Raw genomic sequence first — 25,356 nt, 5'->3', positions numbered from 1 at the left:
TCGAGTACCTCAAGTGGGTGACGGCGGATCTGCACCGGACCAGACAGCGGCTTCAGGACCTGGAGTCCGAGCCGATCGCGATCGTCGCGATGGGCTGCCGGTATCCGGGGGACGTCCGCTCCCCCGAGGACCTCTGGGAGCTGGTCAGCGAGGGCCGGGACGCGGTCGCCGGCCTGCCCGAGGGGCGCGGCTGGCCGGACGGGCTGTACGACCCGGACCCGGACGCGCCGGGTCGGAGCTCCGCCCAGGAGGGTGGCTTCCTGTACGACGCGGACCAGTTCGACGCCGCGTTCTTCGGCATCAGTCCGCGCGAGGCACTGGCGATCGACCCGCAGCAGCGGCTGCTGCTGGAGGTCGCCTGGGAGACCTTCGAGCGCGCCGGCATCACGCCGGGCTCGCTGCGCGGCGAGCCGGTCGGCGTGTTCGCCGGGGTGATGTACGGCGACTACGGCTCCCGGCTGATCGGCCGGACGCCGGCCGAGGTCGAGGGCCTCACCGGCACCGGCAGCGCGGGGAGCGTCGCCTCCGGCCGGGTCGCCTACACCTTCGGCTTCGAGGGGCCGGCGCTCAGCATCGACACCGCCTGCTCCTCGTCCCTGGTGGCGGTCCACCTGGCCTGCCAGGCGCTGCGCCGGGGCGAGTGCACGATGGCGCTGGCCGGGGGCGTCACCGTGATGGCCACGCCGGGCGTCTTCGTCGAGTTCAGCCGGCAGCGCGGGCTGGCCGCCGACGGCCGCTGCAAGTCCTTCGCCGCGGCCGCCGACGGCACCGGGTGGGGCGAGGGCGTCGGGCTGGTGCTGCTGGAGCGGCTGTCGGACGCGCGAGCCAACGGCCACCGGGTGCTCGCGGTGGTCCGGGGCAGCGCCGTCAACCAGGACGGCGGCAGCAACGGTCTCACCGCACCCAACGGTCCGTCCCAGGAGCGCCTGGTGCACGCGGCGCTGGCGAACGCCCGGCTGGTCCCCGACGACGTGGACGCCGTCGAGGGACACGGCACCGGCACCGTGCTGGGCGACCCGATCGAGGCGCAGGCGCTGCTCGCCACCTACGGCCGGAACCGGCCGGTCGACCGGCCGCTCTGGCTCGGCTCGCTGAAGTCGAACATCGGTCACACCCAGGCCGCGGCCGGGATCGGTGGTCTGCTGAAGATGGTGCTGGCCCTGCGACACGGCGCGCTGCCCAAGACCCTGCACGTCGACCGGCCCTCCCCGCACGTGGACTGGACCGCGGGCTCGGTGCGGCTGCTGACCGAGACCACGCCCTGGCCGGCCACCGACCGGCCGCGCCGGGCCGCCGTCTCCTCGTTCGGCATCAGCGGCACCAACGCCCACGTCATCCTGGAGGAGGCGGCACCCGCCGCCGAGCCGGTCCCGGACGACGCCGAGCCGGGGGTCACGGTCTGGCCGCTCTCCGGCCGGACCCCGCGGGCGCTGCGCGACCAGGCTGTCCGGCTGCTCGACTTCACCACCGCCAACCCCGAGCTCCCAGCCGCGCTGGTGGCCCGTGCCCTGGCCACCACCCGGACCCGCTTCCAGCACCGCGCGGTGATCGTGGCCGCCGACCGGGAGGCCACCCTCGCCGGGCTGGCGGCGCTGGCCGAGGGCGGCTCGTCCGCCGCGCTGGTCCAGGGGGTGGCCCGCCCGGGCGGGCGGACCGCGTTCATGTTCAGCGGCCAGGGCAGCCAGCGGCCCGGCATGGGCCGGGCGCTGCACGAGCGCTTCCCGGCCTTCGCCGAGGCCTTCGACCAGGTCTGCGCCGAGCTCGACCGGCACCTGGACCGGCCGCTGCGCGAGTTGGTCTTCGCCACCCCGGACACGGCGGGGGCCGAGCTGCTGCACACCACCGAGTACACCCAGCCGGCGCTCTTCGCGCTGGAGGTCGCCCTCTACCGCCTGGTGGTCTCCTGCGGGGTGACGCCCGACTACCTGATCGGCCACTCGATCGGCGAGTTGACCGCGGCCCACCTGGCCGGGGTGTTCTCGCTCGCCGACGCCGCCGCCCTGGTCACCGCCCGCGGCCGGCTGATGCAGGGCCTGCCCGGGGACGGCGCGATGGTCGCCCTGCAGGCCACCGAGGACGAGGTCCGCCCGCTGCTGGAGGGCCTGCCGGACGTCGACGTCGCCGCCGTGAACGGGCCCGACTCGCTGGTCGTGTCGGGCGCCAGGGGGTCCGTGCTGTCGATCGCCCAGCAGTGGCGGGAGCGCGGCCGGAAGACCAAGCGGCTGACCGTCAGTCACGCCTTCCACTCGCCGCACGCCGACGCGATCCTGGACGACTTCCGGACCGTCGCGGAGCGGGCCGCCTACCACCCGCCGGCCATCCCGGTGGTCTCCAACGTCACCGGCGCGCTCGCCACCGCCGAGCAGCTCACCGATCCGGGCTACTGGGCCGCGCACATCCGCGCCGCGGTCGACTTCGACCGGGGCGTCCGGACGCTGCGCGAGGCGGGCGTCAGCACCTTCCTGGAACTGGGCCCCGACGCGACCCTGGCCGGCCTGGTCGGCGGCACCCCGCTGCTCCGGGCCGACCGGCCCGAGCAGACCGCGCTGCCGGCCGCGATCGCCGCGCTGGACGTCGGCGGGACGGCCGTCGACTGGTCCGCGCTGCTCGGCGGGCCGGACCCGGTCCATCTCGACCTGCCCACCTACCCGTTCCAGCGCCAGCGCTACTGGATCGACCCGATCCCGCTCGCCCCGCTCGCCGATTCCGACCAACTCCCCTCCGCTGAGTCGGAGTTCGACACCGAGCCGGCGATACCGGCGCTGGCACGGCTGGCCGGGCTGTCCTCCGCCGACCGTCCGCCCGCCGTGCTGGAGGTGGTGCTCGGTCACACCGCCGCCGTCCTCGGGGTGCTGCGGTCCGACACCCTCGACCCCGACCACGACTTCCTCCAGCTGGGCCTCACCTCGTTCACCGCGCTCGAACTCACCCGGCTGATGGCCGACGACGGCATCGAGGTCACTCCCGGCATGGTCTACGACAACCCGACCCCGCGCCTGCTCGCCGAACACCTCTCCGACGAGCTGACCGGCCTCCTGCAGGAGGTGGCCTCGTGACCGTCACCCGGATCGCGCCCGAGCGCCGGCACACCCTGCAGTTCCTGCGCGAGATCCGCGCCTTCTCGCCGGTCTTCCTGGACACCGAGGTCGACATGTCGATGATCCAGCGGCACCGCGCGGCGGCCCGGGAGCGCGGCGAGCGCTACTCCGTGGTCTCGTACGTGCTGCACGCCGGCGGGCGCGTGCTGGACCGGCACCCGGAGGCCAACGCGGCGATCCGCGGTACCGCGCGGCCCAAGATCGCCCGGTACTCCTCGGTCAACGGCAAGGTCACCCTGGACAAGACCATCGGCGGGCAGCGGGTGGTGCTCTCCACCGTGCTGCCCGACCTGCAACGCGCCGAACTGGCGGAGATCCAGCACCGGCTGGCGCACCACCGCGACGGGGATCCCGAACGGATGCCGGAGTACGCCCCGACCCGACTGCTGCACCGGCTGCCCTGGCCGTTCGGCGGCTGGCTGTTCCGGCTCGGGGTGCGCCCGCTGCGGCGGCGCGCGGGAGCCTTCGGCACCTTCGCGGTGACCTCGCTGTCGCACCGGCCGGTGGACGGCTTCGCCTCGGTGGGCGGCACCACGATCACGCTGGGCCTGGGCCAGGTGGCGGACCGTCCGGTGGTCCGCGCCGGCGAGGTGGTGGCGGCACCGACGATGCGGCTCACCCTCACCTTCGACCACCGGGTGATCGACGGCGCGGAGGCCGCGGACGTGCTGGCCGACCTCAAACAGGCGCTGGAGTCCTTCGGGACGGCGCACGAGCGGCCGGCCGCCGCCGGCCCGGTCCGCGGGGAGCGGCGATGAACGACGTCCGGGAGCTCAAGCAGTATGTGGGTGCCCACGCACGCGGTCAGCGGATCGGGAACTACACCGAGATCCTGGACCGGATCACCCACGACGAGGAGGGCCGGGGCTCCTGGGTCGGCGAGTGGTCCGCCGAGGCGGAGCGGCTGAGCCGGGCGGGCCGCCACCTGGAGGCGTGCCGGCACTACATCATGGCCCGGTTCCCCTACGTGGACGGTCCTGCCCGGCTGGCCGCGCAGGACCGCGGCCTCGCCGCGTTCGAGCGCTGGCGGGCGGAGGGCCAGGACGTCCACCGGCTGGAGGTCGAGCTGAAGGGCGGCCGGGTGGCCTGCTGGCAGAGCGGGCTCTCCGGCACCGACCGGCGGCCACTGCTGCTGCTGATGGGCGGGAACGTCAGCGTCAAGGAGCAGTGGGCGCCGACCCTGGCGGTCTTCCGCCGGCTCGGCATGGCGGCGATCGTCACCGAGCTGCCGGGCTGCGGGGAGAACCCGCTGCCGTACGACGCGGACAGCCCGGCCATGCTCTCCGGCCTGCTGGACGCGGTCGCGGACCGGGCCCGGGTGTCCGAGACCTACGCCCTGGCGATGAGCTTCAGCGGCCATCTCGCGCTGCGCTGCGCGCTGGACGACCACCGGATCCGCGGGGTGCTCACCGTGGGGGCCCCGATCAGCGGGATCTTCGCCGACCCCGAGTGCCAGGCGCGGATCCCCCGGATCACCGTGGACGCGCTGGTCCACATGACCGGCGGCAGCCGCCACCGGCTCTTCGAGGAGCTGCGCGGCTGGGCGCTGACCGCCGACGAGCTGGCCTCGCTCGAGATCCCGGTCGGCTACGTCGCGAGCCGGCGCGACGAGATCATCCCGGCCGGCGATCCCGAGTTGCTGCGCGCGCACCTGCGCCGGCTGCGGCTGCTGGTCCACGACGACGTGCACGGCGCGCCGGACCACGTCACCGAGACCCAGCTCTGGACCGCCTGGCGGCTGTCGCAGATGCGCGGTGGTGCCGTTCCGCAGGCCGCCGCGCTGCAACTGCTCTGGCGCCTCGCCCGGTTCCGCGGCCGCTTCGCCCGCCCCCGGGGCTGAACCACCCCCTCGCCCGCGCCCGGTCCGGCCGACCCCACTCGGCCGGGCCGGGCGCACTGCTGCCGGTCCGTCACGCGTCGCGGGTCCGGAACGCCACGTAGGCCGCGCCGAGCACCCCGCCGGTGACGGCACCCATCAGCCCGAGCCCGGGCCAGGGGCGCAGCAGCCGGGGGTCGCGGTGGACCGTCATGATCTGGGCGCCGGCCCGGGTCGGCCAGTAGGTCGCCACCCAGCGGGCCAGCGGCCCGGGCAGCGTGGGCGAGAAGGCCGGCAGGATCAGCGTCACCACGAAGAGCGAGGTGGCCGCGCCCGAGGTGCTGCGCAGCAGCCCGCCCACCCCGAGCCCGAGCAGTGAGGTGGCCGCGAGGTAGACCCCGCCGCCGAGCACCGCCCGCAGCGACTCGACGTCGCGCAGCGTGGCGTGCGGCGCGCCGTGCCGGGCGAGCATCGACTGGCCGCCGAGGAAGCCGCCGCAGGTCGCGACCAGGCCCACCGGCAGCGCCGTCGCGCCGAGCACCACGGCCTTGGCGGCCAACAACTGGCCGCGGTGCGGCACCGCGGTGAGGGTATTGGTGATGGTCCCGGTGTTGTACTCGGCGGTCATCGACTGCGCCCCGAGCAGGCTGATCGTCAACTGGGCCAGCAGGTGGCCGCGCAGGCTGATCTCGGTCGGATCGAAGGCCGCCCGGTCGGCGGCGGACATCGCGCCGTACTGCTCGCCCGCCGAGTTGCTGGTGAGGGCGGCGAGGCCGACACCGGCGACCACCGTGCCGAGCGTGAGGTAGCGGCCGGACCGGGTGGTGAGCAGCTTCTCCCACTCCGACGCGACCAGGTCGCGGAACCGGGGCGGGCGCTCGGTGTGGGTCCGCCGGCGGCCCCGGCGCACCTTGCCGAGCAGCCCGCGGCGCGGCGCCGACACCGCACCGGCCCGCGGCGCCGCGGTGGTGTCCACCACGACGACCTCGGAGTTGGCCTGACCGGCGCCGAACTCGGCGCTGGCGCCGGTCAGTTCCATGAACGCCTCCTCCAGGGTGCGCCGGGTGGAGGAGAGTTCGTGCAGCTCGACACCGGCGGCGGCGGCCATCGTGCCGATCTTGGCGCTGTCGAGCCCGGTGACCGCGAAGGTCGCGTCGTCGATGGCGCGGATGGCCGCGCCGGCGTCGGCCAGCTCGGTGCCGAAGGCCGCCGCGTGCGGGGTGCGGACCAGCGTCTCGGGCACCGAGGTGGCGTCGGTGAACGCCGCCACGCTCATGTCGGCGAGCAGCCGGCCACCGCCGATGACCAGCAGGTGGTCCGCGGTCAGCGCCATCTCGGCCATCAGGTGGCTGGAGACCAGGACGGTCCGCCCCTCGGCGGCCATCCGCCGCATCAGCCCGCGGAACCAGACGATGCCCTCGGGGTCGAGGCCGTTGAGCGGCTCGTCGAGCACCAGCACCGGCGGATCGCCGAGCAGCGCGGCGGCCAGGCCGAGGCGCTGCAGCATGCCCAGTGAGAAGGTCGCGGCCCGCCGGTTCGCCACCCGCTGGAGGCCGACCAGCTCCAGCACCTCCGGCACCCGGGCGGGGTCGATGCCGTTGCTGCGCGCCAGCACCTGCAGGTGCTGGGCCGCGGTCCGGCTCGGGTGCACCGCGCGGGCGTCGAGCAGCGCGCCGACCTGGCAGAGCGGCGCCGGCAGGTCGGCGAAGCGCTGGCCGTCGAAGGTGACGGTGCCGGCGGTGGGGGCGTCCAGCCCCAGGATCATCCGCAAGGTGGTGGTCTTCCCCGCGCCGTTGGGCCCGAGGAAGCCGGTGACCTCGCCGGGACGGACCGTGAAGGTCATCCCGTCGACGGCGGTGACCTCACCGAACCGCTTGCTGAGCCCACGGACCTCAATCATCGGACCTCCGTTGGTGTGGCCGCCCGGGGCGGCGCGCGCGTCGGCTGCCTCACGAGTGCGCGTTCAAATGACCAGGATTGAACTCTAGTCAAGCACAGTTCAGCCCGCCCGTCCCTACTATTGACGATTTTTCAAATCTAGTCATACGTTAGATACCAAGGGGAGGAGCGACAGTCGCCATGATCACGACTTCACAGGTCCGACGGTGGCGGGGACCGACCGCCGTCGCACTCGGCATCCTCATGGTGGGACTCGACAACTACGTGGTGGTCACCACCCTGCCGACGATCAGGGCGCAGCTCAGAACCGGCATCGCACAGTCCCAGTGGGTCATGACGGCCTATCTCCTCGGCTGGGTGTGCGCCCTGCTGCCCGCCGGACGGCTGGGCGGGCGGTTCGGCCGCCGGCGCTTCCTGCTGGCCGGCCTGGCGGTCTTCGGGGTCGCCTCGGCGACGGCGAGCCAGTGCACCTCGGCGGGTGCGCTGATCGCGACCCGGGCCGCGATGGGCCTGGGTGCCGCGCTGATCATGGCGCTCACCCTGCCGGTGATGGCGGACGCGTTCCCCGGCGACCGCCGCTCCCCGGCGACCGCGGTGACCACGGCCGCGGTGATGCTCGGCATGCCGCTGGGACCACTCGTCACCGGGCTCCTGCTCACCCGCTTCTCCTGGGGCTCGGTCTTCCTGCTGAACCTGCCGATCGTGGCGCTGGCGATCTCCGGCATCGCGTGTTCGGTGCCGGAGAGCCGGGATCCGTACGCCCTGCCGATGGACTGGCCGGGCCTGCTGCTCTCCGGGACCGGCGTCACCGCGCTGGCCTACGGGATCATCAGCGGGCCCGCCGACGGCTGGTCCGCGCCCCACGTCCGGGCCGCCCTGGCCGCGGGCGTCGTCCTGCTGGCGGCCTTCGCCCGGCACGAGCTGACCACCGCCGCACCCCTGCTCGAGCTGCGGGTACTGGCCGACCGACAGGTCGCCCCGGCGGTCGCGGCGAGCGCCGTCGCCAGCCTCACCACCAGCGGGACGCTCTTCGCGCTCACCCCCTTCCTGCAGACCGTCCGGCACGGCAGCGCCCTGGCGACCGGGGTCGACCTGCTGCCACTGGCCGTCGGCGTGACGGCCGGCGGCGCGGTCAGCGACCTGCTGGCCGACCGGTGGGGCGGCCGGACCACCCTCTGCTCGGGGCTGTTGCTGGCCGCCGGCGGGGAGGCGGCGCTCATCCGACTCACGCCGGGCAGCGGGTGCCCGGTGATCCTCGCCGCCCTGGCGCTCTTCGGCACCGGCCTGGGGATCACCTCGACGGCCGCCTCGGACGCCGTCCTCGACGCGCTGCCGCGGGCCCGGCTCCGAGCCGGCGGCGGGTTGTCCCGCTTCCTGCAGAGCCTGGGCACCGCACTCGGCCCGGCACTGCTGGGGACCGTGCTGAACACCGCCTACCGGAACCGTGCGAGCGACTCCGCCACCGCCTCGCCGGCCACTCTCGTCCCGGCGGCCTACGGCACCGGAATCCACTGGGCGATGTCCGTCGGCACCGGCCTGCTGCTGCTCACGGCACTGGCGGTACTGATCTTCATACGAATTAGAGTTGACGAACTTTGAAATTTAGTTCTATGGTGGAGAATGTGAATTCGACCCGTCTACCGAGTGGATCCGGCGCCCGTCAGGTGCGCGCGGAGCGGATCCTCGACATCACCGCCGAGCTGCTCACCCAGCACGGCTACCGGCGGGTCACCATCGACGACGTGGCCGGCCGGGCCGGGGTCGGCAAGGGCACCGTCTACCTGCACTGGAAGACCCGCGAGGCGCTCTTCTGGGCGGCCCTGCAGCGCGAGGCGCTGAGGCTCTTCGACCAGTTGGCGGCCGACCTCCAGCAGGATCCGGAGCTGGCGCTGCCGCACCGGCTGATGCGGGTGATCTTCCTGGAGAGCGTCCGACGCCCGCTGGTGCGGGCGCTGCTGCTCTCCGACCCGGTCCTGCTGGGCAACCTGGCGCAGGACGAGAGCGTCCGCGCTGCCCAGCAGGAGCTGGCCGAGAACCCCGACTACCTGCAGCTGCTCAGCGAGGAGGGCGCGCTCCGGCCCGGCCTGACCGCGGCGGGTGCGCTGCACCTGCTGTCCAACGTCACCCGCGGCTTCGCCACCGCCGACGAACTCGGCGAGGACGACGGGCTGGCCCTGGAGGAGCGCGCCGACCTGCTCGCCTACGTGTTGGAACGCGCGCTGGAGCGCGACACCCCGCTGCCCGCCGAGGGCCTGTCCACGCTGAACAAGCGCGTGATCGACATGTTCACCGCGATGGCCGACGGCCACCGCGAGCAGCTGAGCCGCGCGTTCTGAGCCACGCGCCGCGTACCGTGGCGGCGGCGGTCATCCCGCCTCCCGGCAGCTGTTCAGCTCGACCTTGTCGCTCTTGCTGCGGTAGCTGACCACGAGCTTGCGGGCGGACTCCGCGAGGGCCGCCTCCGGCAGCGGGACCTGCAGGTCGGTGGGCAGGTCGGCGCGCCGCCCCACCTTCAACTTCCGGTAGACCCTGGTGAGATGCTGCTCCACCGTGCTGACGGTGATGTAGAGCTGGTTGGCGATCTCGCGATTGGTGAAACCGAGTGACGCCAGCGCCGCGACCCGCAGCTCGGCGTCACTGAGCGAGGCCACGCCGGTGCGTCTACTCCCCCGCTGCTCCGGGATCCGCGCCACCGGGTCCGCCAGCCCCTTGGACAGCGTCTCGCGCAGCGGCTCGGCCTCGCACTCGCCCGCCAGCCGCAGCGCCTGGTCGGCCAGGCTCCGGGACCGGTCCGACTCCCCGAGCGAGCGGTGCGCGAAGCCCAGGTCGGCCAGGGCGTGGGCGAGTTCCAGCTGGTCGCCGGCGTACTGCAGGTTGGCGACGGCCTCCCGGAGCAGCGCCGGGCGCCGACTCAGCCCGCTGGCCTGGGCCAGCGTGCGCAGGGTGATCCCGCGGCTGCGGGACCGCTCGCCGCCCACCTTCACCAACTGCTCCTCGGCCAGCCGTTCGGCCTGCTCGCGCTCGCCCAGCCGCAGCAGGGCCGCGGCCGCCGCCGAGCGCCAGGGCACCAGGGCGGGCAGGTCCACGCCCCACCGGCCCATCAGGTCACCGCAGGTGAGGAAGTCCGAGACGGCCGCGTCGAATCGCTCGGTGACGAAGTAGTGGTGCCCGCGGGCGTACAGGTAGTGCAGCCCGTACCGGGTGCCGAGCATGCCGTTCGGAGTCGGCTGGCTCACCAGCGCCGCGGCCTCGTCGTGCTTGCCCATCGCGCTCTTCGCCAGCACCAGGCTGGCCACCGGCGCGCCGACCGCCACCCCCCAGCTGCGCGCCGGCAGTTGACGTAACGCGGCGCGGCCGCAGCGCTCGGCGGCCGGCGCGTCGCCCTGTCGGATCGCGGCCTCGGCGCGGACCGCGGAGAGCGTCGCCGCCCAGGTCGGCACCTGCCGCGCCGACGCCTCCTCGAGCAGCGGCTCGCACCAGGCCACCGCCCGGGCCGGCTGGTCGGCGTAGACCAGCGCGAGCAGCGCGGCCTCGATCGACTCCAGGGTGGTGTCGTCGAGGACCGCGGCCTGCAGGATCTGCTCGGCGCCGGAGACCGTCGACTCGTCCCCGCCACCGGTGAGCACGGCGGAGAGCAGCCCGGCCGCCCGCGACTGGAAGCTCGACAGGCTGGTCCGTTCCCGGCCACCGGTCGGTGAGGCGGCCAGGCGGTCGAGCAGTTCCGGGTACGAGGCCCGCAGCCACTGGGTCAGGGTGCGCAGCTCCGAGGCGATCTCCTGACTCTGCTCGGCCTCGCGCCCGAGCAGCGCCAGGGCCTCCACCGCGTCGTCCAACCGCCCGTGCCAGAGCATCGACCTGACCAGCACGGCCGCCTGGCGACCGGACAGCCGGCCGTCGCGCAGGGCCGCGCCGAGCGAGGTCAGGTGACGGGCCGAGCGGGCCGGGTCGACCCGCCACTCGGCCTGCACCAGCAGCATCGCGGTGGCCAGCCGCTCCTCCACACCGCCGGCCGTCTGCTCAGCCAACTCCAGGAACTCGATGGCGAGTTCGGCCTGGTCATCGCGGAGCGCCTGGCCCGCGGCAACCCGCAGGACCTCCGGCGCCCACGGGTCGGCGGCCTGGCCCGCGGCGATCAGGTGGCGGGCCACGCCGGTCGCCGGGCCCTGCATGGCGTGCAGCAGCCGGGCCGCGGCCAGGTGCAGGGTCGCGCGGCGTTCGGCGGACAGGTCGCCGAGCACGGCGGCCCGCGCCCCCGGGTGCCGGAACCCGCCGCCGGCGATGAACCCGGCGATCTCCAGGTCGTCGATGACCTGGGCGGTCATCTGGGGATCGAGGTCGAGCAGCCGTTCCACCATCTCCGGCGAGCTGGGCGTGTCCAGCACGGCCAGCGCGCGGGCGACCGCCAGCATGGCCGGATTGCCGCGGTGCAGGCAGGCCAGCACGGCCTGGCCGAAGGCGTCGCCCACCTCGGGCGCGCCGTCCGGCGGTTCGCCGCCGCTGACCGCGCCGGCCATCTGGCCGTCGTCCAGCAACGCCCGGACCAGCAGCGGGTTCCCACCGCTCACGGCGTGGTACCGGGCACCCCGGGCGCCGACCCGGTCCGCGCCCAGCTCCAGGGCGAGCATCCGCTCCACGCCGGCGACGGACAGCGGGCCGAGCCTGATCCGGCGGAACCCCGGCTGGCGCAGCAACTCGACCCGGAAAAGCGGGTTCCGGTGCTGCTCGTGCTCGGACTCGTTGAGCACGAAGAGCACCCGGGCGTAGCGCAGCCGTCGCATCAGGTACAGCAGGCAGTCCAGCGAGGCGACGTCCGCGTACTGCACGTCGTCGACCCCGATCACCACGGGGTGGGTGGCCGCCACCCGGGCCAGCCCGGCGCAGAGGCTGTCCAGCACGGAGGCGGAGGCCAGGCCGTCGCCCTCCAGACGGAAGCCCGCCGGCGCCGGCAGGGCGTCCGAGGCGGCACCGGCCAGCACGGTCGCCAGCAGCGAGAACACCGACTCGATGCCCGCCGGGGGCTTCTGGGCCGGCTGGAAGAGCTGGCCCAGCACGCCCATCGACACGGACTGGGTGGCGGCCGAGGCCAGCGCGGTGAGCAGCACCGCGCCCTGCTCCATCGCACTCTCGGCGAAGGTGTGCAGCAGTTCGGTCTTGCCGCTGCCGACCACCCCGCTGACCAGGGCGACCCGGCACCGGCCGGCCATGCTGGCCCGCAGCAGACCGCCTAACGCGGCAAGCTCGTTCTCGCGCTCGACAAGCGTGATCGTCACCATTCCCCCTGTGTCTCAGATCAACCGACGCCAGCCGGCCAAGCTGACGCCCCGTCGGACGAACACCCCGCGTCGCAGTGGTCGAAGGCCTCCCCTGGCGTGCCGCTGCACCTCGACGAATCACCGCAAGGGTAAATCCATCGTGGTTTTCGAACGAGTGGCCGCTAAGGAATTCGCGCCAAACATCTCGAGCGCGCCGGTTCGAACGCCGGTGGCGCGCCTCGGTGGGCGCGCCTCGGTGGCCCTCCGCCGCGCCGGCCGACCCGGAAGCGGATCACCGTGATCCGCAACAGTCGGGGGGTGCTGGTTCCGGGCCTGTCGGCACACTGGGCATCGCACCTCCTTGGGGCGAGCGGGACCAGTCAGAATGTATGACTGTCTGCGAAAAATAGTCAACCGCTTAAAGCTTGAGCAAAACCACCATCGACCGGAGCCCCGATCTGTCAGGGGCGGAAGCCGAAGCCTCGGCTTGGGGAGACTTTAGACCCGCTGCCGATGCTGGGTCCGTGCCCCGGGCGGTCATCCCGGTCCGTGTCAACTGCCCTGCCCCTCCCGGACATCCAGGGCCCACATCGTGGTCGCGCGACCCGGCCCGCCCATCCGAGCGAAGTGAGGTGCGATGCCTGAGACCAAGGCGAGCGTCGCGGCAGCCGACCCGCCGCTGACCCGCAGCGACGTCCACGAGGCCGCGGAACGGCTGGCCGGACGCGTACTGCGGACGCCGGTGCTGCGCAGCGACGAGCTGGACCGGCTGGCCGGTGCCCGGCTCTGGCTGAAGGCCGAGAACCTGCAGCGCGGCGGGTCGTTCAAGCTGCGCGGCGCGCTGCTGGCGGTCGAGCGGCTGGTGGCCGCCGGCTGCCTGGGCGTGGTCGCGCAGAGCACCGGCAACCACGCCATCGCGGTCGCGCTGGCCGCCGGCCAACTGGGCGTCCCGGCCACGCTCGTGCTGCCGCGCGACGCCGCACCCGGCAAGGTCCGCCGGATCCGCCAGGCCGGCGCCGAGGTGCTGCTGGTCGGCACGGTGCTGGCCGAGCGGGTCGCGGCCGTCGAGGAGCTGCGGCAGGTCCGCGGCTACGACGTGGTCGACCCGTACCAGAACCCCGACGTGGTCGCGGGCCAGGGCACCGCCACCGCCGAACTCCTCGACCAGGTACGGGCCGCGGGCAGCCGGCTGGACGCGGTGGTGCTGCCGGTCGGCGGCGGCAGCGCGGTGGCCGGGGCCTGCCTGGCGACCGCCGGAGAACACGTGGCCGTGATCGCGGCCGAGCCCTCGGCGGTGCCCGCGCTCACCGAGGCGCTGCGCGACGGCGAGCCGGTGAACGTCCCGGTGCGGCCGACCATCGCCGACGGGCTGCGCCCCGACCGGATCGGTCAACTGCCCTTCGACACCTGCCGCGCGGCGCTGACCGACGTGCTGACGGTCGAGGAGGCGGAGATCGCCGAGTCGCTCTGCCTGGCCCTCACGCACGCCCGGCTGCTCGTCGAGCCGGCCGCCGCCACCGCGCTGGCGGCGGCGCTGCGGCTCGCGGTCGCCCCCCGCTGGCGCGGACGCGACATCGGCGTGCTGCTCAGCGGCGGCAACGTCGAGGAGGGCCTGGTCGCCTCGCTGCTGACCGAGTACGCCGGCCAGTAGCCCCGGCCGGCCGTCAACCCGTTCACTTCACCAGACCGGAGGTACCCCGTGGCCACCTTCAAGGCCCTGCTGGTCGGCGGCCCCGCCGCCATTCGCGACGAGGACCGGGTGCAGCGGACCCACTCGCTCACCGAAGCCATCAAGCACCACCACTACGGCGGTTACGAGCATTTCCGGCACGCCGGCGACTTCACCTCGGTGGACGGCGAGGAGACGGCGGTCTTCGAGTGGACCGCGCGGACCGCCATCGCGGAGTGACCGCCTGGAACGTCGCGGGCCCGGCCGGTTCTGACGGCCGGGCCCACGGCATTTCACGCGAAGTATTCCCGGCGGATCGCAAAGGGCCCCGGCCGATTCTCTCGGCCGGGGCCCGGAAACCTCTTTCCAGGATTTCCCGTTCAGCAACCGTCCAGTAGTCCGGAGACCGCCTCGGCGAGTTCCTTGTCGGCCAGCATCGCACCGTGCTCGACATCGATCTCGATTTCCCGGGCGACCGCCAACCGACCGGCCGCCACTCCGGAGGAACGCATCGCCCGAAGTCCACTCAGCGGGCTGGCCGAGCTGAATGCCACCGCGCTCCTCCAACGCTCCAGCGGGTCTATCTCACTGGCCGCCGCGAGATAGCTCAGAAAGGACTCGAAGACGACGAAGAGTTCCTCGCGACGGGTCGCGTCCAGGCCGACCCGACTGAACGCCGGCTCACCGATCTCCCGGATCAGCCGGGTCAGTCCGACCTTCAGCGCGCCGATCTCCGGGGTCTGTTCGTGGACCCGCTGCCCGGCCTCCCGGGCCGCCGCGACATCCTGGTCGGAAATCACCGACGACATGAAGCCGACCACCTTGTGGTACTGCCACATCAGGGTCTGCGCGACGGAGATCTCCGGGTCGAAGATCACCAGCAGCGGTTCGGTCCGCTGCAGGCCGGCGACCCGCTCGGCCAGCGCGGCCGCGTAGACCGCGCCGGCGCAGAACCCCAACACGGCCTTGACCGGCGGGCGTTCCGCCGCCAGCCGGCGCGTCCAGTAGTCGAGGTAGCCCACCCCGGTCCGCGCGTGCTCGGTCCCGGCGGCCGGCGGAGCGGTCTCCCACACACCGAAATCCGTCCGCAGGTTGGCCACCAGATCGGAAAAGCGCGCCTCCGGCCGGCCGGTGGTGTCGAAATCCACCGCGAGTACGATCCCGGCCGATTCACCACCGTCCACCAGAGTCTTCCACGAGCCGGACTCCGCCATCACCACTCCTTGGTCGTGAGCCAAATAACCCTGCCTGAATGCTAATTTCTGGAGAATGCACCGGGCAGCCCCCTAGCACCCCTAGCGGACCCCCTATCCGCCGCTCCACGGCCAATCCCGGTGGGTGATCGGCCACTTAGGGGTACCGGCCCACAATGTCCGCCTTGTAGGGTCGGCCATAAAATATCGCAGCCCACCGGAATGGGCCTCCGCCCGTCCGGCAAGAGGAGGTTCCCATGGGACCCGCAGCGAAATCCGGCGCCGCGCCCGCCGGCCGATCCACGCGTGATCTCTCCGCGGCGACCCGCAAAGAGAAAGCCATGTGGCTGCTCGAACGCCTGGTCCCGGACGCCGCGGCCAACAACCTTTCGTTGGCGTTCCAGGTGGACGGCGAGCTGGACCCGACCACCCTGCAGCAGAGCCTGGACGTCCTGCTCCGCCGGCACGAGGTGCTGCGGACCGTCTATTTCACCTCCGGCGCCGAGCTGATGAAGGCCGTGGTTCCGGCGGAGGATTTCACCGTCCGGGTCGAGGAATTCGACGAGTTCACCCCGGCCGCCGAGGACATCGAGCTGGCGCTGCGCCCGTTCGTCACCCGGCGGTACGCCTTCGACGGCCGGCCGCTGGTCCGCGCCGGGCTCTTCCACCACCCCGACGGGCACGTGGTCTGCCTGGCCTTCCACCACCTGGTCTACGACATCATCTCCGGGACCACCCTGCTCCAGGAGCTGGTCGCGGCCTACGACCGGATCGTGGCCGGCCAGACCCCGCCCGCCGAACTGCTCGTCCCGGTCCCCACCTTCGTCGAGCCCGAGCCGACGACGGAGGACCTGGCCTTCTGGCGGGAGCAGTTGGAGGACTTCGACCCCGAGGTGCTCGACCTCGCGTGCGGCGCCCCGGACGGCGCCGACCCGACCCTGAAGGGCGACCAGCTCAGCCACCAGCTCTCCGCCGAGGCCCGGGCGGCCGTCGCCGGCCTGCAACGCGAGGCACGCGCACCGGAGGCCGTGGTCCTGCTCGCCGCGTACTACGTCCTGCTCGCCGCGCACGGCGCCGGCCCCGACATCACCGTCGGCTCACCGGTGAGCGTGCGCCCCCGGGAGGCGCCGGGGACGGTCGGCCACCACACCAACGTGCTCCCGCTGCGGGTCGCCGTCGACCCGGCGGAGGGCTTCCGCGGTCTGGTGCGGCGGGCCCGCGACAGGTACTTCGGCGCGCTGACCCACGCCGGCGTCCCGGTCGACAGCATCTCCGACCTGGTGCCCCGGGCGGGTTCCTCCTGGCGCAACCGGCTCTGCCGACACCTGTTCAACTACTTCCCGCAGCTGGGGCTGAACGACGGCCTCACGGTGAACGGCCAGCCGGCCCGCCCGCTGGTACTGGAGAACGGCTACAGCAAGTTCGACCTGGAGTTCTTCCTAGCCTCCGCCGACTCGGGCATCCGGATCATCGCCCGGTACGGGACGGACAAGCTGGAGCGGTCCGACGTCGAGGCGCTGCTGCTCCGCTACGACGCCCTGCTGGTCTCCTGCGCCGCCGACCCGGACCGGCCGATCGGGCAGCTCACGGTCTGGAGCGAGGAGGACCGGGCCGTGATCGAGGCGGCCAACGACACCGCGACGCCGGCCGAACCGGCCGACCTCCCGGCGGCGGTGCACGCGCACGTCCTCGCCACCCCGGACGCGGTCGCGCTGGAACAGGGCGACCGCACGGTCAGCTACCGCCAGTTGTGGCACGCGGCCCTCGACACCCGCGACCGCCTGGCGGCGGCGGGCGTCTCGGCGGGTGACATCGTGGCCATCGCGGCGGCCAGGTCACCCGAGCTGACCGCCACCGTGCTGGGCGTCTGGCTGGCCGGCGCCGCCTACCTCCCGGTCGACCCGGAGCACCCGGCCCAGCGGGTGGCCCACCTGCTGGCGGACTCCGACGCCAAGGTCATCTGCACCGACCGCGACCTGCCGCTGCCCACCGACCGCGCGATGGCCCGGCTGGCGCTGTCCGCGGTCGGCGCGACCGACCGCACCGAGGACGAGCGCCCCCCGGCCATCGACCCGGCCTCACCCGCCTACCTGATCTACACCTCCGGCTCCAGCGGCCGGCCCAAGGGCGCCCTGCTGCCGCACCGCGCGGTCGCCAACATCGCGGCCGACTACACCGTCCGGCTGCGGGCCACCCCCGACGACGCCACGCTCTGGATGACCACCTTCGCCTTCGACATGGCCAACCTGGAGCACTACGTGCCGCTCTACTCGGGCGGCCGGATCGTGATCGCGCCGGACGAGGCCAGGGTGGACGGCCGGGTCCTGTTGGACCTGATCAAACGTCACCAGCCGGGCGTCATCCAGGCCACCCCGACCACCTGGCGGCTGGTCCTGGACCAGGTGGCCGACCAGCTCGCCGGCCGCCGGGTGGTGATCGGCGCCGAACCGCTCCCGGTGCCGCTGGCCGAACGGCTGCTGGCGACCGGGTGCGAGCTGCACCACGCCTACGGACCCACCGAGACCACCACCTGGTGCACCTGGGGGGTCCTCGACGCCGACCTGGGCGAGCGCCCGCACATCGGCAGGCCGATCCGCAACATCCAGGTCACGGTGGTCGCCCCGGACGGCCGCGAGCTGCCGGTCGGGGTCCGCGGCGAGCTCCTGATCGCCGGGCACGGCGTCTCGCTCGGCTACCACAAGCGCCCCGAGCTGAACGCGGCCAGGTTCGGCGAACACCCCCGGTACGGGCGGTACTACCGCAGCGGTGACGTGGGCCGCTGGCGCGCGGACGGCAATCTGGAGGTCTTCGGCCGGTCCGACCGGCAGGTCAAACTCCGGGGAAACCGGATCGAGTTGGGCGAGGTGGAGGCTGCCGTGCTGGGCCACCCGCAGGTGCGGGCCGCCGCCGCGATCGTGGTCGGGGACCGCAGCGCGGACGGCCGGTTGGTGGTCTTCGTCGAGTCCACCGCCGGTCCCGGCATCGTGGACGGGCTCTGGGAGCACGCCCGCACCGAACTCCCCAACTCCGCCGTCCCGCAGGACTTCATCGTGGTCGACGCGTTGCCCACGAACGCCAACGAGAAGGTCGACTACCTCGCCCTGGAGCAGCTGGCCGCCGCCGATCGGGCCACCGGGACCACCGACGACGACGCGCCCGAGCAGCCGACCGACGAGCTGGTCCGGACGGTCATCGAGCTGTACCGCGAGCTGCTGGGCCGCGACGACGTGTCGGCGCAGACCAACTTCTTCACGCACGGCGGCCATTCGCTGCTCGGCGCCCAACTCCTGCAGAAGATCGAGGAGATCACCCAGGTCACGGTGAAGCTGGCCGACCTGTTCTCCGCCCCGACCCCCGCCGCCCTGGCCGAGCACGTCCGCGCCAGCTGAGCGGGTCGAAAAGGACGTCGGCCCGGGCAACCACCCCTCCGGTTGCCCGGGCCGACGTCGCGTTCCCGCCCCGCCGGCCCGCGCGCCCCCTACCCCCACCCCTAGCCCCACCCCGACGCGCGGTGCGGGGGGCGGGGTGGCCGGCCCGCGCTAGGGGGGGAATCCTCAAATTCCGCTCAAGCGAGCCTAGGGGCGCGGTGGGGTACCGGACGATCTGCTCGCCTACCTAGACTCCGTGATGTCCTCGCAGTTCCCGGCCGGCCGGAGCGGAAACCGGCCCCGCGGAACAGGATCGCCCCTTCCCCATTCCCCGGCCGTCCCGAAATCGGTTACCCGGCAACTTTGATGATGCACCATCAGGCGGAAGGAACAGAAGATGACGTCCACCCCCAGGACCGCCGGCGAGTGGGTCCGGCAGTTCCATCCCTGCCCCGGGAGCGAGTTGCGACTCGTCCTCTTCCCCCACGCGGGCGGATCGGCGAGCTACTACTTCCCGATGTCGCAGTCACTGGCACCGGACACCGCGGTACTGGCCCTGCAGTACCCCGGCAGACAGGACCGGCGCGCCGAGCAATGCATCGACAACATCCCCGAGTTGGCCGACCGGGTGTACGAGGAACTGCAGCCGTGGACGGACGGCCCGTTCGCGTTCTTCGGCCACAGCATGGGCTCGATCCTGGCCTTCGAGGTGGCCCAGCGGTTCCGGCGGTGGCAGGGCCGGGAGCCGCTCTGGCTCTTCGCCTCGGGCTACCCGGCGCCGTCGCGGCTGCCCTCCGGGACCGTCCACCTGCGGGACGAGGCGGGCGTGGTGAGGGAGTTGCGGGAGGTGGGCGGCACCGATCCGCAGTGGCTGGCGGACCCGGACCTGCTGGCCGCGATCCTGCCGGCGGTCCGCGGCGACTACCAGGCGATCGAGACCCACTCCTGGCTGCCCGAGCCGCCGCTGGACTGCCCGATCACCATGCTGGTCGGCGACCGCGACCCGCACACCACGCCCGAACAGGCGGCGGCGTGGCGGGAACACACCACCGGGGAGTTCAACCTGCAGGTCTTCGGCGGTGGTCACTTCTACCTCGAGGAGCACCGCGTCGCGGTGGTCGACACGGTCGCCGCCACTCTCGCCAAAGCCCTCGGCGCCACTTCTGCCGACAGGAGAGCACAGTGAAGTACCAGCTTCTCGGGTCGTTGCGCGTCATCGACGGAAACACCACGTCCTTCGTCAGCGCGCAGAAGGTGGAGACGCTGCTGGCGGCCTTACTGGTCCGTTCGGACCACGTGGTGACCGCCGACCAGCTGATGACCGAACTCTGGGGGGAACGGCTGCCGCGGCGGGCCGCCGCGGGCCTGCACGTCTACGTCTCCGAACTCCGGAAGTTCCTCAGCCGGCCCGGCCGGGCGGACAGTCCGATCGTCACCCGGTCCTCCGGCTACGTGCTGCGGCTGCGGTCCGACGAGATCGACTACCAGTCGTTCCTGGAACTGACCGACCTGGGCCGCAAGCTCCTGCGGGAGCAGCGTCCCGAGGAGGCCGTCGACTGCTTCGAGCGCGGCCTCGCGCTCTGGCGCGGGCCGGCCCTCGGCGACATCGGCGACGGCCCGATCCTGCGCAGCTTCGCCACCTGGCTGACCGAGGTGCGGCTGGACTGCGCGGAGATGCACGTCGACGCCCAGCTCCAACTCGGCCACCACCGCGAGCTGGTGGGGCACCTCTTCGCGCTGATCGCGGAGAGCCCGCTGCGCGAGACCTTCTACCGCCAGCTGATGATCGCGCTCTACCGCTCCGAGCGCCGGGCCGAGGCGCTGAAGGTGTACCAGTCGGCGCGCGGCACGCTCATCGACGAGCTGGGGCTGGAGCCGTGCTCCGCGTTGCAGGAGCTGCACCGCGCGATCCTGGCGGCCGACGACCGGGTCCTCGCGGGCTGCTCCGCCGGCTGAGGCGACAACACCCGACGGGCCGGGTGGCCCGCTCCCGACGTGGAGCGAGCCACCCGGCCCGTCGGCGTGCCCGCGGCCCAACTGCTCCACCACCCACAGAAGATCGAGGTTAGCGGCCGCCAAGACTGCGCTTAGCGGCCCCGGCGACCGTGGTCGGGACGAGCGTCCGGAGCCGGGTACGCGGCCGGCCACACTCCGTAGGAGGCAGCGAAAGCGATGACTGGTGCCAACAGTCCCCAGGTTGATCCGCCGCTGGAATCCGACGACGCGATCGCGGTCATCGGGCTCTCCTGCCGGTTGCCCCAGGCGCCGGACCCCACCTCCTTCTGGCGGCTGCTCGCCGCGGGCGTCGACGCCATCTCCGACGCCCCCGCGGACCGGTTCGGCGACGCGCTGGCCGGCCGTCCCGGCGGACGAGCCGGCTTCCTGGACCGGATCGACCACTTCGACGCGGCCTTCTTCGGCATCTCGCCGCGCGAGGCGGTGACCATGGACCCGCAGCAGCGGCTGATGCTGGAGCTCGGCTGGGAGGCGCTGGAGGACGCCGGGATCGTGCCCGGCACGCTCGCGGAGAGCCGGACCGGCGTCTTCGTCGGCGCGATCTGGGACGACTACGCGACCCTGCTGCAGCGCGGCGGCGCCCGGTCGCTGACCCGGCACACCTTCACCGGCGTGCAGCGCGGCCTGATCGCCAACCGGCTCTCCTACACGCTCGGGCTGCGCGGGCCCAGCCTCACCGTCGACGCCGCCCAGTCCTCCTCGCTGCTCGCCGTGCACATGGCCGTCGAGAGCCTGCGGCACGGCGAGTCGACGCTCGCGCTCGCCGGCGGCGTCAACCTGAGCATCATCCCCGACAGCACCGCGCGTTCGGTCAGCTTCGGCGGGCTGTCGCCCGACGCCCGCTGCCACACCTTCGACGCGCGCGCCAACGGCTACGTCCGTGGCGAGGGCGGCGGCGTCGTGGTGCTCAAGCCGCTGGCGCGGGCGCTGGCCGACGGCGATCCGCTGTACTGCGTCATCCGCGGCAGCGCGACCAACAACGACGGTGCCACGCCCGGTCTCACCGTGCCCAGCGCGCGAGCCCAGGCCGAGGTGATCCAACTCGCCTGCCGCAAAGCCGGGTTAGCGCCGGCCGACGTGCAGTACGTGGAGCTGCACGGCACCGGCACACCGGTCGGCGACCCGATCGAGGCGACCGCGCTCGGCGAGGCGCTCGGCGCCGCCAGGTCGCCCGAACTCCCGCTCCGGGTCGGCTCGGTGAAGACCAACATCGGTCACCTGGAGGGAGCCGCCGGGATCGTCGGACTGCTGAAGACCGCACTCAGCATCCGACACCGCCACCTGCCGGCCAGCCTCAACTACGAGACCCCGAACCCCGCGATCGACCTGGCCGCGCTGCGCCTGCGGGTGCAGCACGAGGGCGGCGAGTGGCCACGGCCCGACGCACCGCTGGTGGCCGGCGTGAGTTCGTTCGGCGTCGGCGGCACCAACTGCCACGTCGTGGTCACCGAACCGCCGCGCCGGGCCGAACCGCCCGCGCCGCCGGCCCGGGAGGCCGAGCCGGCCGGGGCCGTGCTGCCCTGGCTGGTCTCCGGCCGGACCGCGGACGCCGTGCGCGCCCAGGCCGCCCGGCTGAAGGCGGCCCTGGCGGCCGATCCCGCGCCCGCGCCCGCCGACGTGGCCTGGTCGCTCGCCACCACCCGCACCTCGTTCGGGCACCGCGCGGTGCTGCTCGGGACGGACACGACGGAGCTGCTGGAGCGGCTCGACCTGCTGGCCGCCGGAGCTGACGGCCCCGGCCTGGTGAGCGGTGTCGCGACCGACCGGGGTCGGACGGTCTTCGTCTTCCCCGGCCAGGGCTCGCAGTGGGCCGGGATGGCCCTGGAGCTGCTGGAGGCCTCCGCGGTCTTCCGCGCGGCGATCACCGAATGCGCCACCGCGCTGGCCGAGTTCACCGACTGGAACCTGCTGGACGTGCTGCACGGCGTGCCCGGCACACCGGGCCTGGACGCGGTCGACGTCGTGCAGCCCGTGCTCTTCGCGGTGATGGTCTCGCTGGCCCGGCTCTGGGAGTCGCTCGGGGTGCGGCCGGACGCGGTGGTCGGCCACTCGCAGGGCGAGATCGCCGCCGCCCACATCGCCGGCGCGCTCTCGCTGGACGACGCCGCCCGGATCGTCGCACTGCGCAGCAAGGCGCTGACCGCGCTGGCCGGCACCGGCACGATGGCCAGCATCCCGCTCGCCGCCGACCAGGTCGAACCGCTGGTGGGTCCGCATGACGGCCAGGTCACCATCGCCGCCGTCAACGGGCCCACCAGCACGGTCATCGCGGGCACCGTCCAGGGTGTCCAGGCCGTCGTGGAGCACTGCACGGCCCGGGGCGTCCGGGCCCGCACCATCCCGGTCGACTACGCCTCGCACTCCCCCCAGGTCGAGGCGATCCGCGACCGCCTGCTCGCCGAACTCGACGGGCTGAGCCCGCGCACCGGCGACATCCCGTTCTACTCCTCGGTCACCGGCGAGCTGCTGGACACCGCCGGGCTGGACGCCACGTACTGGTACACCAACCTGCGCCAGCCGGTCCGCTTCGAGCGGGCGGTCCGGGCACTGCTGGCGGCCGGGCACCGGACCTTCGTCGAGAGCAGCCCGCACGGGGTGCTCACCTTCGCGGTCAACGAGACGCTGGAGGAGGCCGGCGCCGAACAGGTGCTGGTGCTCGGCACGCTGCGGCGCGACGAGGACGGCCGGCGCTCGCTCCTCGGCTCGCTCGCCGCCCTGCACGTCAGCGGCGCCGAGGTGGACTGGTCGGCGCTGCTCGCGGACCACGCCCCGCGGCGGATCGCCCTGCCGGGCTACGCCTTCCAGCGCGAGCGGTACTGGCCGCAGGCGCCGGCGGAGGACACCACCGGGCACTGGCCCGCGCCCGCGGTCGAACCGGAGCCGGAGCCGGCCGCCGAGAACGCGCCCGCGAGCGTGGGCACGCCGTGGGCACGCCGCCTCGCCGGCCTCTCGGCGACCGAGCGGTACGAGGTGCTGCTCGACCTGGTCCGGTCCAACGCCGCGATCGTGCTCGGCCACCTCAGCACGGAGGCCGTGGACTCCGGGCGGACCTTCAAGGAGCTGGGCTTCGACTCGCCGCTCGCCGTGGAGCTGCGCGACCGGCTCTCCGCCGCCGTCGGGCTCCGGCTGCCGACCGCGCTGGTCTACAACCAGCCCACCCCGGTGGCGCTGGCCCGGTACCTGCTCGGTGAGCTGCTCGGCGGCGCCGGGCGCGGCCCGGCCGGGACCACGGCGGTGAGCGACGAGCCGATCGCCATCGTCGGCATGGCCTGCCGGTTCCCCGGTGGGGTCGGCAGCCCCGACGAGCTGTGGCGGCTGGTGGCGGAGGGCGTGGACGCGATCGGCGACTTCCCCGACGACCGGGGCTGGAACCTGGCGGAGCTGTACGACCCCGAGCCCGGCACCCCCGGCAAGACGTACGCCCGCCGAGGCGGCTTCCTGTACGACGCCGGCCTGTTCGACGCCGCCTTCTTCGGGATCAACCCGCGCGAGGCCACCGCCATGGACCCGCAGCAGCGACTGCTGCTGGAGACCAGCTGGGAGGCGTTCGAGCGGGCCGGGATCGACCCGGACCGGCTGAGCGGTAGTCGGACCGGGGTGTTCGTCGGCGCCATGTCCCAGGAGTACGGTCCGCGCCTGCACGAGGGCACCGACGGCTACGGCGGCTTCCTGCTGACCGGCAACACCGCGAGCGTGGCCTCGGGCCGGATCTCCTACGCCTTCGGGCTGGAGGGGCCGGCGGTCACCGTGGACACCGCCTGCTCGTCCTCGCTGGTCGCCCTGCACCTGGCGGCGCAGGCGCTGCGACAGGGCGAGTGCGGGCTGGCGCTGGCGGGTGGCGTCGCGGTGATGGCCACCCCGGGCATGTTCGTGGAGTTCGGCCACCAGCGCGGGCTCGCCCTCGACGGCCGCTGCAAGCCCTTCGCCACGGCCGCGGACGGCACCAGCTGGGCCGAGGGTGCGGGCATGGTGCTGTTGGAAAGGCTCTCCGACGCCCAGGCGGCCGGACACCCGGTCCTGGCCGTCATCCGGGGCAGCGCGGTCAACCAGGACGGTGCCAGCAACGGACTCACCGCGCCGAACGGGCCCTCGCAGGAGCGGGTGATCCGGGCCGCGCTGGCGAGCGCCCGGCTGACGGCCGACCAGGTGGACGCGGTCGAGGCGCACGGTACCGGCACCCGACTGGGCGACCCGATCGAGGCCGAGGCGCTGATCGCCACCTACGGACAGCACCACTCGACCCAACAGCCGCTGCTGCTCGGCTCGTTGAAGTCCAACATCGGGCACGCGCAGGCCGCCGCCGGCATCGGCGGCGTGATCAAGATGGTCCAGGCCATGCGACACGGCATACTGCCCAGGACCCTGCACGTCGACGAGCCGACCCCACACGTGGACTGGACCGCCGGCGCGGTCGAACTGCTCACCGAGGCACGACCCTGGCCCGAGACCGACCACCCCCGACGCGCAGCCGTCTCCTCCTTCGGCATCAGCGGCACCAACGCCCACCTCATCCTCGAAGCCGCACCCGAGACGGCCGCCGAGGAACCGTCAGAGGCAGTCGCCCCACTCCTGCTCTCCGCGAAGACCGAACCCGCACTCCGCGAACAGGCACACCGCCTCCGCCACTACCTGACCGAACGCGACAACATCAACCTCGCCAACACCGCACACACCCTGACCACCGGCCGCACCCACTTCCCCCACCGCGCAGTGATCCTCGGCCAGAACCGCGAGGAACTCCTGGCCGGACTCAAAGCCCTCGCCGACGGAACCCCCAACCCACACACCATCCAGGGCTCCACCCGGGGCAACGGCAAACTCGCCATCCTCTTCACCGGCCAAGGCGCACAACGACTCGGCATGGGACGCGAACTCTACGACACCCAACCCGTCTTCACCGCCGCCTTCGACGCCGCCTGCACAGCACTCAACCCCCACCTCGAACACCCACTACACGACATCATCTTCAACAACGAAGAACTACTCCACCAAACCCAATACACCCAACCCGCACTCTTCGCCCTCGAAACCGCCCTCTACCGCCT

The 25,356-nt window shown here is 73.2% G+C and carries 13 protein-coding genes and 1 pseudogene; 11 read left to right on the top strand and 3 right to left on the bottom strand.

The genetic code is table 11. The annotated features are described in order from the left end of the window. The first annotated feature begins 17 nt into the window (after positions 1–17). The 3 genes from ACIGXM_RS26905 to ACIGXM_RS26895 are packed head-to-tail and all read left to right on the top strand — an operon-like array spanning position 18 to position 4,938. Positions 18–3,056 (top strand): type I polyketide synthase, encoded by a 3,039-nt coding sequence (locus ACIGXM_RS26905; protein WP_396565337.1) that lies wholly within the window; start codon positions 18–20, stop codon positions 3,054–3,056. Beyond that, entirely contained in the window at positions 3,053–3,856 is an 804-nt protein-coding gene (locus tag ACIGXM_RS26900) for a 2-oxo acid dehydrogenase subunit E2 (RefSeq protein WP_396565177.1), read from the top strand. The genes ACIGXM_RS26905 and ACIGXM_RS26900 overlap by 4 nt, the downstream gene beginning before the upstream one ends. Next, positions 3,853–4,938 carry an alpha/beta fold hydrolase gene (locus ACIGXM_RS26895; protein ID WP_396565175.1) on the top strand — a complete coding sequence of 362 codons (1,086 nt, stop codon included), beginning with the start codon at positions 3,853–3,855 and terminating at the stop codon, positions 4,936–4,938. Before ACIGXM_RS26900 ends, ACIGXM_RS26895 begins: the two co-directional genes overlap by 4 nt. 976 nt (positions 4,939–5,914) lie before the next feature. Here the strand turns inward: ACIGXM_RS26895 and ACIGXM_RS26890 are convergent. After that, positions 5,915–6,814 (bottom strand): annotated as a pseudogene (locus ACIGXM_RS26890) (ABC transporter ATP-binding protein); the annotation flags it as partial. 179 nt (positions 6,815–6,993) lie between these two features. Between ACIGXM_RS26890 and ACIGXM_RS26885 the strand changes: the two are divergent. Together ACIGXM_RS26885 and ACIGXM_RS26880 are read left to right on the top strand one after the other, a co-directional pair. After that, positions 6,994–8,412, top strand: coding sequence for an MFS transporter (locus tag ACIGXM_RS26885; RefSeq protein WP_396565173.1), 1,419 nt, complete (start codon positions 6,994–6,996; stop codon positions 8,410–8,412). A 23-nt stretch (positions 8,413–8,435) separates the two neighbouring features. Further along, complete coding sequence (locus ACIGXM_RS26880) at positions 8,436–9,149, top strand: TetR/AcrR family transcriptional regulator (RefSeq protein ID WP_396565171.1); 714 nt, start codon at positions 8,436–8,438, stop codon at positions 9,147–9,149. Positions 9,150–9,179: 30 nt separating this feature from the next. On the opposite strand, the gene ACIGXM_RS26875 is transcribed toward ACIGXM_RS26880, so the two are convergent. Then, the gene (locus tag ACIGXM_RS26875) at positions 9,180–12,086 is read right to left on the bottom strand and encodes an ATP-binding protein (protein ID WP_396565169.1); all 2,907 of its coding nucleotides are present in this window, start codon (positions 12,084–12,086) and stop codon (positions 9,180–9,182) included. A 616-nt stretch (positions 12,087–12,702) separates the two neighbouring features. On the opposite strand from ACIGXM_RS26875, the gene ACIGXM_RS26870 reads away from it, so the two are divergent. After that, a complete protein-coding gene (locus tag ACIGXM_RS26870) occupies positions 12,703–13,716 on the top strand; it encodes a threonine/serine dehydratase (RefSeq protein WP_396565167.1) in 1,014 nt (337 codons plus the stop codon). Between the two features lie 48 nt (positions 13,717–13,764). Further along, positions 13,765–13,974 carry a DUF5988 family protein gene (locus tag ACIGXM_RS26865; protein WP_396565165.1) on the top strand — a complete coding sequence of 70 codons (210 nt, stop codon included), beginning with the start codon at positions 13,765–13,767 and terminating at the stop codon, positions 13,972–13,974. 140 nt (positions 13,975–14,114) lie between these two features. Here ACIGXM_RS26865 and ACIGXM_RS26860 read toward each other — a convergent pair whose 3' ends face one another. Then, positions 14,115–14,948, bottom strand: coding sequence for a hypothetical protein (locus tag ACIGXM_RS26860; protein ID WP_396565163.1), 834 nt, complete (start codon positions 14,946–14,948; stop codon positions 14,115–14,117). Positions 14,949–15,268: 320 nt separating this feature from the next. Between ACIGXM_RS26860 and ACIGXM_RS26855 the strand changes: the two genes are divergently transcribed. From ACIGXM_RS26855 to ACIGXM_RS26840, 4 genes are all read left to right on the top strand, one after another. Continuing rightward, positions 15,269–18,316 carry an amino acid adenylation domain-containing protein gene (locus tag ACIGXM_RS26855; RefSeq protein WP_396565161.1) on the top strand — a complete coding sequence of 1,016 codons (3,048 nt, stop codon included), beginning with the start codon at positions 15,269–15,271 and terminating at the stop codon, positions 18,314–18,316. A 376-nt stretch (positions 18,317–18,692) separates the two neighbouring features. Then, positions 18,693–19,481 (top strand): thioesterase II family protein, encoded by a 789-nt coding sequence (locus ACIGXM_RS26850; RefSeq protein ID WP_396565159.1) that lies wholly within the window; start codon positions 18,693–18,695, stop codon positions 19,479–19,481. Then, positions 19,478–20,251 carry a BTAD domain-containing putative transcriptional regulator gene (locus tag ACIGXM_RS26845; protein WP_396565157.1) on the top strand — a complete coding sequence of 258 codons (774 nt, stop codon included), beginning with the start codon at positions 19,478–19,480 and terminating at the stop codon, positions 20,249–20,251. The genes ACIGXM_RS26850 and ACIGXM_RS26845 overlap by 4 nt, the downstream gene beginning before the upstream one ends. A gap of 216 nt (positions 20,252–20,467) precedes the next feature. After that, positions 20,468–25,356 (top strand): beta-ketoacyl synthase N-terminal-like domain-containing protein (locus ACIGXM_RS26840; RefSeq protein ID WP_396565155.1); only part of this gene is annotated, 4,889 nt, incomplete at its 3' end.

The organism is Kitasatospora sp. NPDC052896, from assembly GCF_044547075.1.
Lineage (GTDB): Bacteria > Actinomycetota > Actinomycetes > Streptomycetales > Streptomycetaceae > Kitasatospora.
This window is presented reverse-complemented; position numbering and strand designations above follow the sequence as displayed.

Excerpts from the sequence above, each read along its gene's own strand:
- ACIGXM_RS26895 (WP_396565175.1), top strand. The coding sequence starts at position 3,853 with ATGAACGACGTCCGGGAGCTCAAGCAGTATGTGGGTGCCCACGCACGC.
- ACIGXM_RS26885 (WP_396565173.1), top strand. The coding sequence starts at position 6,994 with ATGATCACGACTTCACAGGTCCGACGGTGGCGGGGACCGACCGCCGTC.
- ACIGXM_RS26870 (WP_396565167.1), top strand. The coding sequence starts at position 12,703 with ATGCCTGAGACCAAGGCGAGCGTCGCGGCAGCCGACCCGCCGCTGACC.
- ACIGXM_RS26860 (WP_396565163.1), bottom strand. The coding sequence starts at position 14,948 with ATGGCGGAGTCCGGCTCGTGGAAGACTCTGGTGGACGGTGGTGAATCG.
- ACIGXM_RS26875 (WP_396565169.1), bottom strand. The coding sequence starts at position 12,086 with ATGGTGACGATCACGCTTGTCGAGCGCGAGAACGAGCTTGCCGCGTTA.
- ACIGXM_RS26855 (WP_396565161.1), top strand. The coding sequence starts at position 15,269 with ATGTGGCTGCTCGAACGCCTGGTCCCGGACGCCGCGGCCAACAACCTT.
- ACIGXM_RS26850 (WP_396565159.1), top strand. The coding sequence starts at position 18,693 with ATGACGTCCACCCCCAGGACCGCCGGCGAGTGGGTCCGGCAGTTCCAT.